The sequence below is a fragment of the Streptosporangium sp. NPDC000095 genome (assembly GCF_042899335.1).
GTDB lineage: Bacteria > Actinomycetota > Actinomycetes > Streptosporangiales > Streptosporangiaceae > Streptosporangium.
In genome coordinates, this window is the sequence record NZ_JBIAZS010000017.1 from 22,155 (window position 1) to 39,251 (window position 17,097).

Here is a 17,097-nt window from a genome sequence, read left to right on the forward strand (position 1 = left end):
CGCGGATGCTTTTCACCGGTGATTCGCCACAGCCTTCCCTCGCGCGGCGAGGGTGATCAACAGCTTTTCTCCGTCCCCGCCGGCCTCGGCGCGATCCGTGCCCCGCTCACCCCCGCCGGTGGTGTGCGAGCAGTTCGGTGAGCAGGCGGGTCAGGGCCTGGCGGTCCTCGGCCGTGAGCGGTTCGAGCAGGTCCTCCTGTGCCTTGTCGAGCGCCCGGTCCAGGCGCCGCAGCTGCCGATCACCGGCCGGGGTGAGGGCCACCAGGTTGCGCCTTCGGTCCTCGGGGTCCGGCGTCCGCTCGACCAGGCCCTGCCCGGCCAGCTCGTTGATCGCCGCCACGACGTCACTGCGGTCCATGTTGCACCGGCGGCCGAGCTCGGCCTGACTGGCCACCCCGAACTCCTCCAGTGCGGCCAGGATCCGGTAGTGGTATCCACGCGCCCCCACCTGCCCGAAGCCGTCGGAGGCCAGGCGGTGGGCGTGCACCGCCAGCTGGGTGAGCAGCCAACTCGGCTTCGCGGTCAGACGTGCGGGTGTTTTTTCCACACCAGCCACCATACATCGTTGGTATGACCAATAAATCTGTATATAGTGGGCGACGCCAACGTTGGTTCGGCCAACAAAACGATGCGGGCCTCGACCGCCTGAACATGCGAGAACCGCTCGCTTTCCGGAACGCCGCGGACACCCGCGCGAGCGTGGTTCGAATCCGGCACCCGCTGCCCCGTCGCCGTTCGCACCGACCTCATCGACACCGGCCCGTCCGAACATCCGGGCGCCGGACGAATCCCCTGGAGTCAAGACTATGATCAAGCCGTTTCGCATCGACATCCCCCAGGCAGACCTCGACGACCTCACCGACCGGCTCTCGCGCACCCGCTGGCCCAACGAGGTCGCCGGCGCCGGATGGGACTACGGCTTCCCGCTGGCGCGGCTGAAGGAGCTCGCCGAACACTGGCGCACCGGCTACGACTGGCGGGCGCACGAGGCCAGGCTGAACGAGCTCGCGCACTTCACCACCGAGATCGACGGGCAGAACATCCACTTCGTCCACGTCCGCTCTCCAAGACCGGACGCACTCGCGCTCGTCCTCACCCACGGCTGGCCAGGGTCGTTCCTGGAGTTCCTCGACGTGATCGAGCCCCTGTCGCGCGACTTCCACCTGGTGATCCCCTCCATCCCGGGCTTCGGTTTTTCCGGGCCGACCCACGAGCGCGGCTGGGACATCGTCCGGGTCGCCCGGGCCTGGGCCGAGCTGATGCGCCGCCTGGGGTATGAGCGCTACGGCGCGCACGGCGGCGACTTCGGCTCGGGCATCTCGTTGGCACTCGGCGCGGTGGCCCCCGCGCAGGTCGCCGGGGTGCACGTCAACTACCTGCCGACCCGGCCGGACCCCGACGCCGGCCTCGAGCTGTCACAAACCGACGAGGCCCGGCTGGAGAAGGTCAGGCGGCTGATGGCGAACCGCCCGCCGTACCAGGCTCTGCAGGCCACCACCCCGCAGACCCTCGGATACGCGCTCACCGACTCGCCGGTCGGCCAGCTGGCCTGGATCGCCGAGCGCTTCGCGCAGTGGACGGACCCGCGCTCGCAGATCGACGACGAGCGGATGCTCACCGACATCTCGCTGTACTGGCTGACCGCCACCGCGGCCTCCTCGGCGCGGCTGGCACGTGAGGCTCCGCGGCGGGTCGAGCCGTGCCCGGTACCGGTCGGCGTGGCGGTGTTCGCGCACGACATCACGCAGTCGGTGCGGCCGCTGGCCGAGCGGCTGTACGACATCAGGCACTGGTCGGAGTTCGAGCGCGGCGGCCACTTCGCCGCGATGGAGGTGCCGGAGCTGCTCGCCGGGGACGTCCGGGACTTCTTCCTCCCTCATATCGAGCAGGAGGGGCCGACGAGCCGAGTCCGGCGTCACACCCCTTGAATGTTCCGGATCGCGATCGCGTCATTTCGCGAGCGGAAAGGTGGCCGGATCGCTCCGGGCGCGGTGATCGGAGGGGGCGGGCCTCCCGCGGCCACGGCGGGAGGCCCCGAACGGGGGAACGACAGGCTCGGACGCGGGCCACGAGCTCGCCTCGCGGGTGTCCGCACTCGGCGCACGCGTGCGCCTCCGCGATCCGTCCGATCGCGGTCACCGATGCCGGACCGGTACCGGCGACCTCAGGTGCGAGCGGGCGTGATGACTCCGAACCACCGCCGCAAGGCCGCCTGGAGTGCCGCGATCTCCGTTGGATCGGGCCGGGGTGACGAAGACGCCCAGGCCACGTAGCAGTCCGGTCGAAGGAGCAGGGCGGTGGGCGCGGCGGCCTGGGAGCGCGCCGTGACGACATCGACCTGGTCGTGCCGCAGGGCGAGGGTCTTCGCCAGTGACGCCTCCTCGGTCAGGTCGAGCAGCAAAGGACGTGCGGTCCTGGTCAGCTCGGCCAGCCGGACCGGACCGGCCGGGGTGCGCAGGTCCAGGTCCGGGGCGAACCGGCCGGTCAGCGGATGCGCCTCGCCCGCACCCATGTCGTAGCGGACGTCGGCGCCCGCGGTGAGCTCGGCCAGGCGCCGCACGGTGCCGGGGTCGCGGAGCAGTTCGGCGAACACCTCGCGCAGTCCGGTGACATCGTCGCCGGGGGCGATCAGGGCCGCCTGTGCCTGCGCGTTCAGCACCATGCGCCGGGCGGCCGACCGCCGCTCCGTCTCGTAGGTGTCCAGCAGCCCGGACGGGGCTCCTGCCCGGATCTCGGCGGCGAGTTTCCAGCCGAGATTGACCGCGTCCTGCAGGCCGAGGTTGAGCCCTGGACCGCCCCCCGTGGCGGCGTACACATGAGCGGCGTCACCGATCAGGAACACCCGGCCGTCGGCGAACCGTTCGGCGACCCGGGTGTTACCGCCACTCAGCCGGCGCAGCACGTGCGGTCCCTGGCCGTCGGGCGGGCCGATCGGCACCTCGACGCCGAGCACGCGGCGGACGCTCGCCCGTAACTCCTCCAGGCTCATCACCGCGTCGGTCGCGGGCTGGTCCCACTCCGTGGTGCTGACCAGCGGCGGGTGGCCGGGCATCGGCGCGTAGGAGAACCCCCCGTGCTCGGTGCGGTGGGGCAGGAACGGCGAAACGGCACCGTAGCCGGGCACGTTCAGCGCACCGGTCGCAGGATCGACCCGGTCCGCCGGGACCGTCACATGCGCCGAGCGCACGGTCATCCGGTCGTAGGTGACTCCGGGGAATCCGATGCCGGAGAGTTTGCGGGTGACGCTGTGGGCTCCATCGGCGCCGACAAGGTACCGGGCCCGCAGGTGGTAGGCCCCGCCCGGGCTCGCGACGTCGACGGTGACCGCCTCGTCGTCCTGCGACAGGCCCACGACCTCATGTCCGCGCCGGATCTCCACGCCCAGTTCGACGGCGCGCTCCTGCAGAACCTGCACGATGCGCCGCTGCGGCACCGGCAGGGCGTAGACGGGGCTGTCGTCCAGCAGACTCAGGTCCAGGCCCATCGCGCCGAACATGAAGTAGGCGGAGTTCGGCCGCGGCGGCTCCGGGCTGCCACTGAGACGTTCGTGCAGCCCCCGGCGGTCGAGCAGCTTGACGACCTGACCGAGCAGCCCGTTCGCCTTCGGTTCCTCGCTCGGCTCCGGCAGCCGCTCCAGCACGAGTGGCCGGACCCCCGCCAGGCTCAGCTCGCAGGCCAGCATCAGCCCGTTCGGGCCGCCGCCGACGATGACGACATCTGTGATCATGTGCGTTCCCTTGTTCGCCTGAGGTGAGAGGACGCCCAGGCTAGGAAAAAAGTTGCGTGTAGGCAAGTTTGCGTACGCGCATTGAATCTGGGAGGCTGAGACGGTGACGACGAGACCGGCAGGGCTGCGCGAGCAGAAGAAGCAGGCCACCCGAGAGGCCCTGCGCACGGCGGCCCTGCGGCTGGCTCTTGAGCGTGGACCCGACAACGTGCGCGTCGACGACATCGCCGAGGCCGCCGGCGTCTCACCCAGGACGTACAACAACTACTTCTCCAGCCGCGAACAGGCGATCGTCGCCGCCGTCGCCGGCGAACGGGAGGCGCGGGTCGCGGCGGCGGTGGCCGACCGGCCCCGCGGCGTCGGCCTCGCCGACGCCGTCATCGAGGCGATCGTGGATCAGTACACCGCCCCGGACGAATCCGCCCGGGACGCGCTACTGCTGATCGTCACCCGCCCGGCGCTGCGTGAGGCGTTCGTCGAAACCACCACCGCGATCGAGCACCCCCTCACCGATGCGATCGCCGGACGTCTCGGCGACGGCGACCCGCACACCGCACGGGTGCTCGCGGCGAGCGTGGCCGCCGCGGTTCGCGTGGCGCTCGAGCAATGGCTGCAGGCGACCGTCTCGTCCGCCACGGCCGGCGGGCTCGTCGTGCCGTCCGGCTCGCTACCGGACCTCCTTCGCGCCGCGCTCGCGCCCCTCGCACCCGCACTCGACGCCGCCGAGCAACGAGCACTCCGCCACCGGCGTCAGTGAACCGCCTGCCGAAGGAAACGGCGCCCCGGCATCTGCCGCTGAATCGTCGCCGGCGTGGGAGGCGGCCGAACACCACCGGCAGGAGGGGGCCTTTCGGGCCGCAGGCGCGGAACGCGATCCGCACCTGGCCGAAAGGCCCCCTCTTCGTCAGGACTCCGGCTGCCGCTCACCCAGGCCCTGGAACCGGCTCTCGATGAAGTCGCCCCAGGTCGCGTCGAGCGTCACCATCTCACCGTCGACCATCTTCCACTGGGGCGCCTTGTGCGGCGGGTAGGCGAACAGCACCGACGACAGGCGTTCGTAGCCGGGCGGCATGGGTTTGGTGTGCACCCGGTGCGTCGACGGCCGGAAACGCCCGTCGGAGGCGCTTGTGAGCATCCGGCCGATGTTGCACAGGACCACGTCGGTGCCGGCGATCACCGGCTCCACCCAGGTGCCGTCGTGCAGCACGTACTGCAGCCCCTGGTCGGAAGGCGGCAACTGCAGGCCGAGCATCTGGATGCCCGAGTGCTCGTGCGCCAGCACCTCGCGATCGCCCACGTCCCGGTAGCGGATCACCCGCAGGTTCGTGGCCTCCCGCGACAGGTCCAGCTCGGGTGTGCCGGGCGCCATCATGCCGCGGACGACCTCTCCGAACAGGGAGATCAGCCGGAACGCGGTGTCGAACACACCGGCCGCCGCCGCCCCGAACGCCGGGAAGGCGCGCAGCACGTCACCGGCGCCGGGCGGCTGGTCGGCCAGCAGCGCCCCGCTGATGTGAATGAACTCCTTGGGGTCGGGCACGCCGTTGGCCAGGCGCGGGATCTCGGAGTTGTAGGGGAAGAACCCGTGCGTGCCGCCGACCGACAGCTGGGGCACCGACGACTGCGCGTAGTCGGCCAGCCGCGGCTCCGGCGATCGGCACGCCGAGGCGAACTCCTCCATCATGGTGCGGACGCGTACGCCGATGCCGGGGACCTCGGCGGCCATGAAGCCCCAGTCGGTCAGCTGGGTCCTGATGGCTTGCGTCGCCTTCTCCATGTCGGCGTCGAGATCGTCGGCGCGCACGAGGGGAACGCGACCACTGAGTTCCATGGGGGGGACGTCCATTGTCGCTCCACTTCTCTTCGGTCACTACGGGGTGCGGGCGATATGCGAATCCGTGAAGGGCGGCGGTGCCGCCCTTCACCTGACCGCCGGGTTGACGCGGGGGCCGCCGGTGGCGGAGCTGAGTCCCAGCCGCTGCGCGACCAGCGCCACCTCCGTCCGGTTGGAGCAGTCGAATTTCACCAGCAGGTTCGAGACGTGCCGTTTGACGCCGTGGATCGAGATGCCCATGGCGCGGGCGATCTGGTTGTTGCTCATTCCGCGCAGCAGCAGGGCGAGCGCCGTGTGCTCGCGCTCGGTCAGCCGGTCGGTCAGCTCGGCGCCGGCGCTTTGGGGGGAGGCCGCGGCCGGCGACACGGACGGTGACACGGACGGCGCGACCGGCAGGGTGGGCAGGTCGCCGCTGAGCAGGTGCGCGAAGGCGTCGGACAATCCGGCGACGTTGACCACGTCCCACAGCAGGCAGCCGTCGACACCGTGATCGCCGGCGACAGGGGACAGGTGGCGCGCCTCCTCGGTTCGCATCAGTGCCAGCACCCTGGTGCGGCCACAGGGCGTACCGGCGGCGGCCACCACCTGCGGCACCGTCGCGACCGGCAGCACCACCACGTCGAAATCCCCTCCGCCCAGCGCCTGGCCGGCCTCCGCCACGCTTCGGCCGACCGTCGCCCTGACCACGTGCGGTACCCGGCACAGCAGCAGCGGCAGCCCGTAGAAGGAGATCTCGTCCTCGGCCAGCCAGAAGACGGACAGGATCCGGCGGCGGCCGAAAAGAGGCGCGGCGATCCGCTCGCCCGCATCCATCGTTCTCGTGCTCATCGCATGATCCTTTCTGTCGTTGAGGTCATCGCCCGCGCGGGGCGAGGGTGGTGACGAAGTGCCGGTAGAACCGGTCGGCGTCGACCGACCGGGCACAGCGGACCGCGCGCCCGCCGGCACTTCGCACGATTCGTCCCTGGCTCGCGCTCCGGGTCACGACATCGCAGCGCACCGTCTCGAAGGTGCAGATGTCCTGGTCGGCGAGGTAGGAGGTGGTGAGGCTGTCCCAGCAGCAGTAGGGCAGCCCGGTGGTCTCCAGCGTGCCGAAGGTGAGCGCGAGCAGCGACCCGGCCAGGTCGCTCACGTGCTCGCCGTACGCACGGCCGAAGATCTCCACGAAGTCGGCGGTCACCGGCACCCGGTTGGTCACATCCAGCGGGAACATGGTGATCGGCACATCGGAGTCGAACACGCACTTGACGGCGTCGGGATCCCAGTAGACGTTCCACTCGCCGGTGCCGTCGTGGCCCGGCTGGTGGACGTTGCCCGCCACATCCAGGGCGCCGCCCATGAACACGATCTCCTCGATGCGTGCCGCGAGCCGAGGATGGTGCTTCAGGCACCAGGCGATGTTGGTCAGCGGGCCGGTGGCCAGCACGGTGACCGGTCCCGGCGCCTGCGCCAGCCAGGTGGCGAACTGCTCGTGCGCCGGGGGCGCCTGAGCGGCGGGGACGGTGCGGCCGCGCTGGTTGAGCACGGGCAGCGCGTCCGCCCGCAGGGCGTCGATCCGCCAGGCGAGCGGAAAAGGGTTGCGGCCGGGCAGCACGCCCAGCGCCGTCGGTACGTCCCGGCCCACCAAGGCGAGGATCTTGCGGGTGGCCGACAGGCCGGGCGCGGGCAGGCAGTCGGCCGGGGTGACGGCGACACCGCGCAGATCGACGTTCTCGTAGCGGGTCAGCAGCAGCAGCGCCAGCAGGTCGTCGGGCGCGCCGTCGTGGTCGAACACGACGTGGCGGCGGCGCGCACCGGGTGCGGTGCCGGTCGCGGTGCCGGTCGCGGTGCCGGTTGTCGGGGGGTCAGTCACGGCGCCTCACCAGGTGGAAGGAGAAGTCGGTGCCGCGGTGGTAGTCCTGCGAGAACAGCAGGGGCCGCCCCGCGCTGTCGTGGTGGGTCTGGATGAGCAGCAGCCACGCGCCGCCGGCCTCGGCGCCGCCGATGCGCTCGGCCTGCGCCGAATCCAGGGTGACGGCACGGACCTGGGTGACCGCGTACGCGATCGTGTGACCGTGCTCGGTGAGGAGCTGAAACAGCGACCCGGACCAGTCGACCTCGTCCAGCGGGAGACGGACGAGCCGGCGCGGGAACAGGTCGATCGAGTAGAGCAACGCGTCGTCCCGGTGCCGGCGCAGCCGCTCCAGGCGCACGATCGTCTCACCGGGCGCCAGCCGCAACACCTCGCGCTGGTGGCGGTCCGGCTCGACCGAGGCGACGTCCAAGACGGTGTCATCGGCGGTGAAACCGCGGCTGGCGAGCATCTCCGTCACGCCTTCGAGGCGGGTGAGCGGACGATCCAGGCTCGGCTGCGCGGTGAGGTAGCGGCCGTCACCGTGACGCGCCTGGATGACGCCCTCCTGCTCCAGGAGCTTGAACGCCTCGCGGATGCTGGTGCGGCCCGCGTCGAAGAGGTTCATCAGCTCGTTCTCCGACGGCAGCTTGTCGCCCGGGCGCAGGCCCTGCTCGACGATGAGGAGGCGGAGCCGGTCGCGGATCCTGACGGCCAGGGTGTGCGGTCGTGGTGTCATGCGGATATCTCCTGCGCCGGTGGACCGTGGAGAGGGGCGAGACCGAGCTCTCCGGCGGACGGGTAACTGGGCACGCAGAAACGGCGCGTGACCGAGACTGCGGCCACCCTGCAGGCGAGTCGGACCCCGGCCGCCAGGCTCAGCCCGGCGCGCAGGGTGGCGGCCAGCGTACCGGTGAAGGCGTCGCCCGCTCCGGTCGTGTCGACAGCGTCCACGCGGGGTGCGTCGACCAGCATAGTGCCGTGATCGTCGCTCACCTCGGCCCCCCGCTCGCCCCGGGTGACGACCACGGCCCCTCCTTTGGTACGAAGGCCCAGAGACCGCGAGGAGTCCGCGGTGCGGCCACCGGTCAGCACGCTCAGTTCTGCCTCGTTGAGCACCACCACGTCGGCCCTGCTCAGCAGGTCCGCCCCGTCGGCCCCCAGGAACGCCTCGGCCGGGCTGGGGTTGACCAGGAGGCGCACTCCCGGCGAGACGGCCGCCGCGGCCGCGCACGAGGTGGCCACCGGGATCTCGCCCTGCAGGACGAGAACCGACCCGGCCGGCAGACGCGCGGCCGCCGCGGCCGCCCGCTCCGGGGCCAGAAGGCCGGCCGCCCCCGGCCAGGTCATCACGATCTGCCGCCCCTGGTCGTCGACGTAGACGAAGCTGCGCCCGGTGGCCACGCCCTTGGCGATCGCGCAGTCGCCCACCTCGACGCCGTCGGCCCGCAACGCCGCCAGCGCCGCCGAACGGTCGGCGTCCTCGCCCAGGCAGCCGGCGAAACGCGCGGGCGCGCCGAGCCTGGCCGCCGCGACCGCCACGTTCGCCGCCTTGCCGCCGTGCGCGGTGGCGTACTCGGCGGCGTTGACGCTCTCGCCGGCGGACGGCAGGCGGCCGCCGAACATGTAGAGGTCCAGGGTGTAGGCGCCGAGCGCGAGCACGGTCACCGGGGCACCGCCTTTCTCGGGGGCGCCGGTGCTTGGTGAGGGGAGCGGGCCAAAGGCGGGGTCATGCGCCCAGCCCCACCGCGCACGGGGCGATGCTGTCGGCGTCCACCGAGACGCGCACGTCGGGGTGCCGGTACGCCAGCGTGACCGGGAGCGACACCTCCGGTTCGGTCGTCAGCAGCAGCACGCGGACGATGTACCGCTTCCACGCGCCGCCGTCGGTGATGAGGTGCAGCCGCCGGGCGGAAAGGATCTCCGCCATGCCCAGCGTGATGGCCATCGGCGGGATGGGCTGGGTGTAGCCGCCGGTCAGCCGGTGCGAAAGGGCCACGAGCGTGTCGTCGAGCAGGGTGACGATCCGCGTGGTGGAGGCGGCGAACTCCTCGACGGTGTACCGGTGCCAGCGGCTCGAGGGCGGCTCGTTGAAGGCGAGGTGCCCCCGGTAGCCGAAGCCCGCGAAACACGTGTCGGCCCCGCCGACCTCGCGCAGGCGGGCGCCGTAGGCGTCGGGATCGAGGACGTCGGGGTAGACGACGTTGCCGGGGTGAGGGCGCAGCGCGGGGTCCAGCAGCTGGTAGAGGTTGCGGTCGCAGTAGCCGCGGAAGCTGAACGGGTGTGACGGCTCGACGGGGCGGCCCTGCCAGTCGAGGAACTCGTCCATGTGGAAGGCGTGCACCTCGGCCCAGCTGATGCGCTCCTGGTTGCAGATGCGCGCCAGCAGCGGATAGTGCGCCTTGGGGCCCACGGGCAGGATCCAGCGGGTGGGCTCGCCACGCAGGTTGTTGTCGCGCAGCTCGTCGGCCATCTCACGGGCCAGCCGGTGGTAGAGGGCGCCTGTGTCGGGATACACGGTCACCGGGTGCCGCGCGATCGCCGTGAGCGTCGCGGTGGGCATACTCAGGTGCTCCTCGGTGAGCTCGCCGGAGGTGCGGGGATAGGGGTAGGCGTGCGCCTTTGTCCTGACGAAGGTCACGTCACTCCTTTGAAGGGTTTCGGGATAAGGAACCGGGACAGGACGTTTCGAGTGACGCGCCGGACGTCGCCGTCGCAGCAGGCGAGGCTGGCCACCCAGTTGACGGATCCGGTGGCGAAGACGGCGCCGCCCGCCCCGGTCAGGCGCAGCGTCATGTCGGCGCGGACGGCGTCCGCGCCGAGACGGGCCTCCTCCGGCGCGTTCTGGTAGTGGCCGCTGTGCCCGCCCGCGGACGTGGCGAGCAACAAGGTGCCCGGCGGGGTGCCGAGGCCGGGGTCGGCGCGGTCGATCTCGTCTCCGGCGGCGCCGCCGAGAGCGAGCCCGTGGCGGCCGATGACCGGATCGGAGATCCCGGCGAACACCCAGGCCGCCTCGGCACGGTAACCGTCGGGCAGGCGGGTGAAGCCGGGCGCCGGGCCCCAGCCCTGGGCGGTGAAGCCGACGCCCAGCAACTCCTGGGGCGCCAGGCCGCGCTCGCGCCACAGTCCGCCGGGCTCCCCGGTCGAGGTGAGGACGTCCTCTCCTGGCTCGTTGTCCCACCAGGCGCCGGTGTGGCCGCGGCGTACCTCGATCGCGTTCGGGTGGCGCGAATCGACGCCGGTCACCCAGTAGAAGCCGTTGCCGCCCAGGTACATGAGCCGTCCGCCGCCGGACACGTACGCCGCGACGGCCTCGCGCTCCGGTGCGCTGACGTACTCGGGGTGGCTGCCGGTCAGCACGACGCGGTAGCGCGCCAGCAGGGCGGCCCCGCCGGTGTGCACGTCCTCGTCGGCCAGGACGTCGAAGGCGAAGCCCTCGGCGTGCAGCCAGCGCAGCAGCAGCAGGTCGGCGGCGAAGTGCCGGGGCGCCCCGGTCATCCACCACCGGTAGTCCGGCGTGTGGTTGAGCACCGGGCGCCGACCGCAGGAGTGGTAGACGGGGCCGCCCTCGCGTCGCTGGTCGTACAGGGACAGGCCCAGGTCGCGGTGGGCGTTGAGGTGGACGTCGGTGTCCGACAGCTCGATGCGCCGGTCGGTCACGTGCGAGTAGTCGCCGAAGTACTCGGCCTCGCTGGACTGGCGGTGGTTGGCGTAGGCCAGGTAGGTGAACGTCGGCAGGACGACCGCGATCGGGCGCGCCGGGCCGGCCGGGGGGACGACGAGCGGGACAACGTGGCAGTCACCGTGGGAGTCACCGTGGGAGTCACCGTGGGAGTCACCGCCGGCGCGCACTCGCACGCCGAGCACGGTCGAGCCGGCGTCGGCGGGTACGGTCACCGAGCAGGTTCGCGGCCAGCGGGCGTCGTCCAGGTCTTCGGGGCTGAGCTGCAGGGCGGTGCGGGTGCCGTCCTCGCCGGGGCCGACGAGCCCGGCGAGCGGCCGGTTGATGGCGCGGGCGTGCCGGGCGTTTCCGCTGATGTCCAGGACGACGGGGCCGCCCGGATCGGCGGCCGGGTCCCACAGGGCGAGAAGGCCGGCGCCCAGGTGCCCGGCCAGGGCCGGGCCGCCGGTCAGGCCCGTCATGGTGTCGCAGTCGCCGGAGGTGAGCGCGTCGCCGGTCAGCAGGGGCAGCGCCAGGCGCCCGGCGTACGGGTCGCGGTGGCCGGAGCCCGCGCCGAAGCGCAGGGTCGCGGTCGCCGGCTCCAGCGGCAGGTCCGCCCGGTGCGCGGCGGCGTCGTCGCGCATCGCCCCTCGGACGGTGAGACGCAGCCGGGTGCCGGACGGCTCCGCCGTCCAGGCGGCCACCAGCAACGACCACGCCCCCTGCGGGAGGGCCGAACCCGCTCCCGCGCGCAGGACGCCGGATCCGGTCTCGATGACGGTCTCGGGACGTCCGGCCTCGTCCAGGGTGATCAGCAGCCGCCGGTCGCCGGTGTCCAGCTCCGCCACGACCTGCCGGGCGCCGGCCCCGTGCGGGCGCAGCCACAGCGCGACGCTGCCCCGGGCGGGGGCCGGCACGCCGGTGGCCTCCAGGTGGGAGCCGGTCAGCAGGCGCCGCGGCTCGACGACGACCGGCATCGCCTGGCCGAGCACGGTCTGGCTCACCAGGTCGACCACCTCGACCCGCGCGGCTCCGGCGGGCCCGCTCGCGTGCACGTTCACGCGCTGTCCGGGGGAGGCGGACCAGCGGTCCAGGTAGGCCAGCATCCGGGGTCGCGGCACGTGTGTCATGGTCAGGCATCTCCCCGCCGGTAGGGCAGGCCGACGTAGGCGGGCATGCGCAGCCGCTGGGCGACCGTGGCCAGCACCAGCAGCGTGGTCAGGTACGGCGTGACGTAGATGAGCTGGGTGGGCACCGAGCCGGTGCTCTGGAAGAGCGCGAAGGCGGCCGCGCCGAGCAGGGCCGCGCCCGCCGCCAGGCGGGGCCGCCGCCGCGCGACGACGATCGCCGCCGCCCACGCCAGCATCGCGCCCAAAAGCAGCAGGGTGTGCACCGCGCTCGCCTGGCGCAGCTGCACGGCGTCGGCGTAGCCGAACAGCAGCGCCCCGCCCGCCGTGCCGACCGGCCGCCAGTTACCGAAGATCATTGCGGCGAGGCCGATGAAGCCGCGCCCGCCGGTCTGGCCCTCCTGGTAGAGGCCGGAGGAGACGGTGACGAGGTAGGCGCCGGCCAGACCGGCCAGAGCGCCGGAGACCAGCACGCCGCAGTAGCGCATCCGCTGGACCGGCACGCCGAGCGAGTCGGCCGCGGCCGGGTGCTCCCCGGCCGAGCGCAGCCGCAGCCCGAACGCGGTGTGCCACAGGAGCACGACGCTGACCGGGACGAGCACGACGGCGGCCACGGTGAGCCACGACACCTCGTGCAGCAGCCCTCGCAGCAGGCCGGCGGCGTCCGCGAGGAGGAAGACGCCGCCGCGTTCCAGGTCGCCCAGCAGGTCGCCGCCGCCCGCGCCGCCCGCCAGCAGCGGCACGCTCACGGTGCCGACCTCGCCCGTGACAGGAGGCGACTGGGTGGCCCCGGCGCCGGGCAGGCCGGCGAACACGACGACGCACAGAAAACGCGCCACCCCCGCCGCCAGGATGTTGACGGCGATGCCGCACACCACCTGGTCGACGCCGAAGGTGACGGTGACGACGGCGTGCAGCAGTCCGGCAGCGGCGCCGCCCAGCACTCCGGCCACCACCCCGGCCCAGACGCCGTGGAAGTGGCCCGCCCACGCCCCGCACACCGTCCCGATGATCATCATGCCCTCGATGCCGAGGTTGGCGACGCCCGCGCGTTCGCTCCACAACCCGCTCAGGGCGGCCAGCCCGATCGGCACCGCGAGGCGCAGTGCGGCGCCGACCATGCCGGAGTCGGTGAGCGCCTCGCCGGTGAGGACGCGGACGCCCGCCACCGCGAGCAGCACGAGCAGGACGATCAGCAGCGGCCGCCGCGTCAGCGCGTTCACGAGACCCCGCCCGGCGCCGGGGCCGGGGTGGCCTCGGGCTCGGTGCGTGCCCGCACCAGCCGTGCGGCGCGCCGGCGTTCGGCACGACGCACCACCTCGTGCGCGACCACGACACTGATCACGATGACGCCCTGCATGATCGTGACGATCTCCTTGGGCACGCCCTCGATGTCGAGGATGAGCGCCGAGCGCTCCAGGAAGCCGAAGAGCAGGGCGGCGAGCGCGATGCCGAGCGGGCTGTTGCGGCCGAGCAGGGCCACCGCGATGCCGGTGAAGCCCGCCCCGGCGGGAAAGTCCAGGCCGAAGTGGTAGGCGGTGCCCAGCAGGTGGGGCAGCCCGGCCAGTCCGGCGATCGCGCCCGAGACGAGCATCGTCACGACGATCATGCGGCGGGGATCGACGCCGTGGACGCGGGTCGCCGCGGCGTTCAGCCCGCTCATCCGCAGGTCGTGCCCGAACAGCGTCCGGGTGAGCAGCAGGTGCAGGGCCACCCCCAGGAGCGCGGCACCGAGCACGGCCCCGCCCAGGCTCGCACCGCCCGGGAGCGTTACCCCGGCCGCGGCGAGCAGGCCGTTCAGCTCGGGCAGGCGGGCCGAGGGCGGCAGGTCCGCGGTCGACCCCGTCGTGCTGCCGGCGGCGAACACCTCGGCCAGCAGGTACGCCACGACCCCGGTGGCGACATAGTTCAGCAGCAGCGTCGACAACACCTCCGACACACCGCGCCAGACCTTGAGCAGCGCGGCGAGCGCGGCCCACGCGGCCCCGGCGAGCATGGCGACCGCGCACATGACGGCCACGTGCAGGGGCGCCGGCAGGTCCAGGTGCGCGCCGGTGGCCGCGGCCAGCAGCGCGGCGAGGCGGTACTGGCCCTCCACGCCGATGTTGAACAGGTTCATGCGGAACGTGACGGCCACCGCGAGGCCCGCGAGGAAGTAGACGACCGAGCGGTTCACGGCCGAGACGAGCGAGTCCGGCCGCGCGCCGAACTCCAGCATCGTCACATATGTCCTGCCCGGCGACGCGCCCGCCGCGGTCAGCAGTGCCGTGGCCACGACGAGGGCCAGCAGCAGCGCGAGCGCCGGCGCGGCGAGCACGCGCGGCACCTTCCCGGCCCGGGTGATGATCGCGTTCATCCGGTGCCCGTCATCAGCCGGACCAGGCGCGGCCGGGTGAGTTCCGCGACCGGCAGGGCGGGCGTCAGCCGGCCGCGCAACATCACCTGTACGCGGTCGCTCAGGCCGAGCACCTCGTCGAGGTCGGCGCTGACCAGCAGGACGGCCAGGCCGGCGTCGCGGGCCTCGCGCAGCAGATCCCAGATGACGGCCTGGGCGCCGACGTCCACGCCGAGGGTGGGGTGGGCGGCGAGCAGCACCTGGGGACGGCCGCGCAGCACCCGGCCGACGACGAGTTTTTGCTGGTTGCCGCCCGACAGCGCGGCGGCGGGGACGTCGGGGGAGGGTGCGCCGACGCCGAGGCGGGCGCCGATCTGCCCGGCGGCCTCCCGGGCGGCCGCGCGGTCCAGGCGCCACCGGCTGCGGCGGCGCAGGTCCTCGCTGCCCAGCATGACGTTCTCCCACAGCGTGGCGGGCAGCGCCAGCGCGTGGCGGTGGCGGTCCTCGGGGATGCACGCCAGTCCCAGGCGGCGGCGCCCGCGCACGCCCAGCCGGGTGACGTCACGGTCGCCGAGGCGCACAGTGCCGGCCGTGATCTGGCGGGTGCCCACCAGCGCGTCGATCAGCTCGGACTGCCCGTTGCCCTGGACGCCGGCGATGCCCAGGATCTCGCCCTCGGCCAGCTCCAGGGTGGCCGCCTGGACGGCGTCGGTGCGCACGCCGTCCAGACGCAGCACGACGGGGCCCTTTTCCGTGCGCCCGCCGCGGACGGTGGGCGGCAGGTCGCCGCCGGCGATGAGCCGGGTGAGGACGCCCGGGTCGGCGTCGCCGGCGGCGAACTCGCCCACCGCGGTTCCGGCGCGGATGACGGTGATGTGATCGGAGACGCTGAGCACCTCGTCGAGCTTGTGCGAGATGAACAGCACGGCCAGGCCCTGGGCGCGCAGTTCGGCGAGGCTGGTGAACAGGCGCCCCACCTCGCCGGGCGCCAGCACCGTGGTGGGCTCGTCGAGGATGAGCAGACGCGCGCCCCGGTACAGGGCCTTGAGGATCTCCACCCGCTGCCGTTCGCCCAGGCCCAGGTGCTCGATCCGGGCGCCGGGGTCGACGGCCAGGCCGTAGCGCTCGCCGAGGTCGCGCAGCGCGCGGGCGCTCGTGCGGCGGTCGAGCAGCCCGCGGCGCGAGGTCTCGGCGCCCAGGATCACGTTCTCCAGCACGGTCAGGTTCTCGGCGAGCAGGAAGTGCTGGTGCACCATGCCGATGCCGGCCGCGATGGCGTCGGCGGGCGACCGGAACCGCACGGGGACGCCGTCGAGCAGCAGGTCGCCGGAGTCGGGGCGCTCCTCGCCGTACAGGACGCGCATGAGGGTCGACTTGCCGGCGCCGTTCTCGCCGACCACGGCGTGCACCTGGCCCGGCCGCACCAGGAGGTTCATGTCGCGGTTGGCGGTGACGCCGGGGTAGCGCTTGGTGATGCGGCGAAGCTCGACGAGCGGCACCCCCGGGGAGGTCGTCGAAGGCCGCCTCACGGGGTGACCGGCACGTCGATCTCGCCGGCGATGATCCGCTTTCTGATCTCGTCCAGCCGGGGGCGGATGTCGGCGAGGTCGGAGCCGGTGGTGGCGTAGCCGACACCGTCCTCGTCCAGGCCGAACTCGCGCAGCCCGTAGACCGCCTTGCCCGCCGCCTGCTCCTCGATGACGCGCCGCACCGCGACGTCGATCTGCTTGGTGGCGCTGGTGAGGATCACCTCCGACAGGTCGGGGGCGACGGTGCGGCGCTGGTCGACGTCGACGCCGATGGCCCACTTGTGTGCCGCCTTGGCCGCCTGGAAGACGCCGAGCCCTGAGGCGCCGGCCGCGTGGTAGACGATGTCGGCGCCGCCGTCGTACATGCCGCGGGCGGCCTCCCGCGCCTTGTCGGGGGAGGAGAATCCACTGAAGTCGGGCGGCTGCGTCATGAAGACGCTCGACAGCCGGATCTTCGGGTCGATCGCGCGGGCGCCGGCCGCGTACCCGGCCAGGAACTTCTCCTGGGGCGGCGTCTGCACGCCGCCGACGAAACCGATCCGCCCGGTGGCGGACTTCAGCGCCGCCGCGGCCCCGACCAGGTAGCTGGCCTGCTCCTCGCGGAACACCACGTTGGTGACGTTGGGCAGCTTCACCGTCGCGTCGTCGATGATGACGAAGTGCGTTCCCGGGTAGGCGGGCGCGACCTTCGTGAGCGGCTGGGCGTAGAAGAAGCCGACGGCCAGGACGGGGTTGTGGCCCGTCTCGGCGAGGAGGCGCAGGATCTCCTCCAGGTCGGAGCCGGCCGCGTTCGGGCTCAGCTCCTTGACCTCGATGCCCAACGAGGCCTTGGCCTGATCGACGCCCGCCCCTGCGGAGTCGTTGAAGGACTTGTCGCCGCGCCCGCCTCGGCTGTAGGCGACCCCCACGCGCAGGCCGGCGGCACCTGCAGCCGAGGCGGCCTCGTTCGCCCCCGCGTTCTGGGCGGTGCCCTGCGAGCCTCCGCAGGCGACGAGGGCGAACAGGAAGCAAAGGGCGATTGACGACCGGGTGAACAGGCGGGACACAAGTACC

General features: G+C 72.7%; 15 protein-coding genes. 2 read left to right on the forward strand and 13 right to left on the reverse strand.

Annotated elements, in window-relative coordinates; translation table 11 throughout:
- Positions 1-106 precede the first annotated feature (106 nt).
- Positions 107-547 carry a MarR family transcriptional regulator gene (locus tag ACFY3V_RS30985; protein WP_362904440.1) on the reverse strand — a complete coding sequence of 147 codons (441 nt, stop codon included), beginning with the start codon at positions 545-547 and terminating at the stop codon, positions 107-109.
- A 259-nt stretch (positions 548-806) separates the two neighbouring features.
- Between ACFY3V_RS30985 and ACFY3V_RS30990 the strand changes: the two genes are divergently transcribed.
- Positions 807-1,928, forward strand: coding sequence for an epoxide hydrolase family protein (locus tag ACFY3V_RS30990; RefSeq protein ID WP_389778394.1), 1,122 nt, complete (start codon positions 807-809; stop codon positions 1,926-1,928).
- 236 nt (positions 1,929-2,164) lie between these two features.
- On the opposite strand, the gene ACFY3V_RS30995 is transcribed toward ACFY3V_RS30990, so the two are convergent.
- Positions 2,165-3,727, reverse strand: a complete 1,563-nt coding sequence (locus ACFY3V_RS30995) for an FAD-dependent oxidoreductase (protein WP_389778396.1) — start codon at positions 3,725-3,727, stop codon at positions 2,165-2,167.
- 103 nt (positions 3,728-3,830) lie between these two features.
- Between ACFY3V_RS30995 and ACFY3V_RS31000 the strand changes: the two genes are divergently transcribed.
- The gene (locus tag ACFY3V_RS31000; protein WP_362904446.1) at positions 3,831-4,484 is read left to right on the forward strand and encodes a TetR/AcrR family transcriptional regulator; all 654 of its coding nucleotides are present in this window, start codon (positions 3,831-3,833) and stop codon (positions 4,482-4,484) included.
- A gap of 147 nt (positions 4,485-4,631) precedes the next feature.
- Here ACFY3V_RS31000 and ACFY3V_RS31005 read toward each other — a convergent pair whose 3' ends face one another.
- From ACFY3V_RS31005 to ACFY3V_RS31055, 11 genes are all read right to left on the reverse strand, one after another.
- The gene (locus tag ACFY3V_RS31005) at positions 4,632-5,573 is read right to left on the reverse strand and encodes a hypothetical protein (RefSeq protein ID WP_389778398.1); all 942 of its coding nucleotides are present in this window, start codon (positions 5,571-5,573) and stop codon (positions 4,632-4,634) included.
- Positions 5,574-5,648: 75 nt separating this feature from the next.
- Positions 5,649-6,389, reverse strand: a complete 741-nt coding sequence (locus tag ACFY3V_RS31010; RefSeq protein WP_362904448.1) for a LuxR C-terminal-related transcriptional regulator — start codon at positions 6,387-6,389, stop codon at positions 5,649-5,651.
- A 25-nt stretch (positions 6,390-6,414) separates the two neighbouring features.
- A complete protein-coding gene (locus tag ACFY3V_RS31015) occupies positions 6,415-7,413 on the reverse strand; it encodes a nucleoside hydrolase (RefSeq protein ID WP_389778401.1) in 999 nt (332 codons plus the stop codon).
- Positions 7,406-8,131, reverse strand: coding sequence for a GntR family transcriptional regulator (locus tag ACFY3V_RS31020; RefSeq protein WP_350949620.1), 726 nt, complete (start codon positions 8,129-8,131; stop codon positions 7,406-7,408). The genes ACFY3V_RS31015 and ACFY3V_RS31020 overlap by 8 nt, the downstream gene beginning before the upstream one ends.
- A complete protein-coding gene (locus tag ACFY3V_RS31025; RefSeq protein ID WP_362904453.1) occupies positions 8,128-9,060 on the reverse strand; it encodes a PfkB family carbohydrate kinase in 933 nt (310 codons plus the stop codon). The genes ACFY3V_RS31020 and ACFY3V_RS31025 overlap by 4 nt, the downstream gene beginning before the upstream one ends.
- Positions 9,061-9,121: 61 nt before the next feature.
- Positions 9,122-10,033, reverse strand: coding sequence for a hypothetical protein (locus tag ACFY3V_RS31030; RefSeq protein ID WP_362904455.1), 912 nt, complete (start codon positions 10,031-10,033; stop codon positions 9,122-9,124).
- Entirely contained in the window at positions 10,030-12,174 is a 2,145-nt protein-coding gene (locus ACFY3V_RS31035) for a N,N-dimethylformamidase beta subunit family domain-containing protein (protein ID WP_389778404.1), read from the reverse strand. The genes ACFY3V_RS31030 and ACFY3V_RS31035 overlap by 4 nt, the downstream gene beginning before the upstream one ends.
- A gap of 11 nt (positions 12,175-12,185) precedes the next feature.
- Entirely contained in the window at positions 12,186-13,403 is a 1,218-nt protein-coding gene (locus ACFY3V_RS31040) for an ABC transporter permease (protein ID WP_389778406.1), read from the reverse strand.
- Positions 13,400-14,536 carry an ABC transporter permease gene (locus ACFY3V_RS31045; protein ID WP_389778408.1) on the reverse strand — a complete coding sequence of 379 codons (1,137 nt, stop codon included), beginning with the start codon at positions 14,534-14,536 and terminating at the stop codon, positions 13,400-13,402. Before ACFY3V_RS31045 ends, ACFY3V_RS31040 begins: the two co-directional genes overlap by 4 nt.
- A complete protein-coding gene (locus tag ACFY3V_RS31050; RefSeq protein ID WP_362904463.1) occupies positions 14,533-16,044 on the reverse strand; it encodes an ABC transporter ATP-binding protein in 1,512 nt (503 codons plus the stop codon). Before ACFY3V_RS31050 ends, ACFY3V_RS31045 begins: the two co-directional genes overlap by 4 nt.
- The gene (locus ACFY3V_RS31055) at positions 16,041-17,090 is read right to left on the reverse strand and encodes a BMP family ABC transporter substrate-binding protein (protein ID WP_362904465.1); all 1,050 of its coding nucleotides are present in this window, start codon (positions 17,088-17,090) and stop codon (positions 16,041-16,043) included. Before ACFY3V_RS31055 ends, ACFY3V_RS31050 begins: the two co-directional genes overlap by 4 nt.
- Positions 17,091-17,097: the final 7 nt, after the last annotated feature.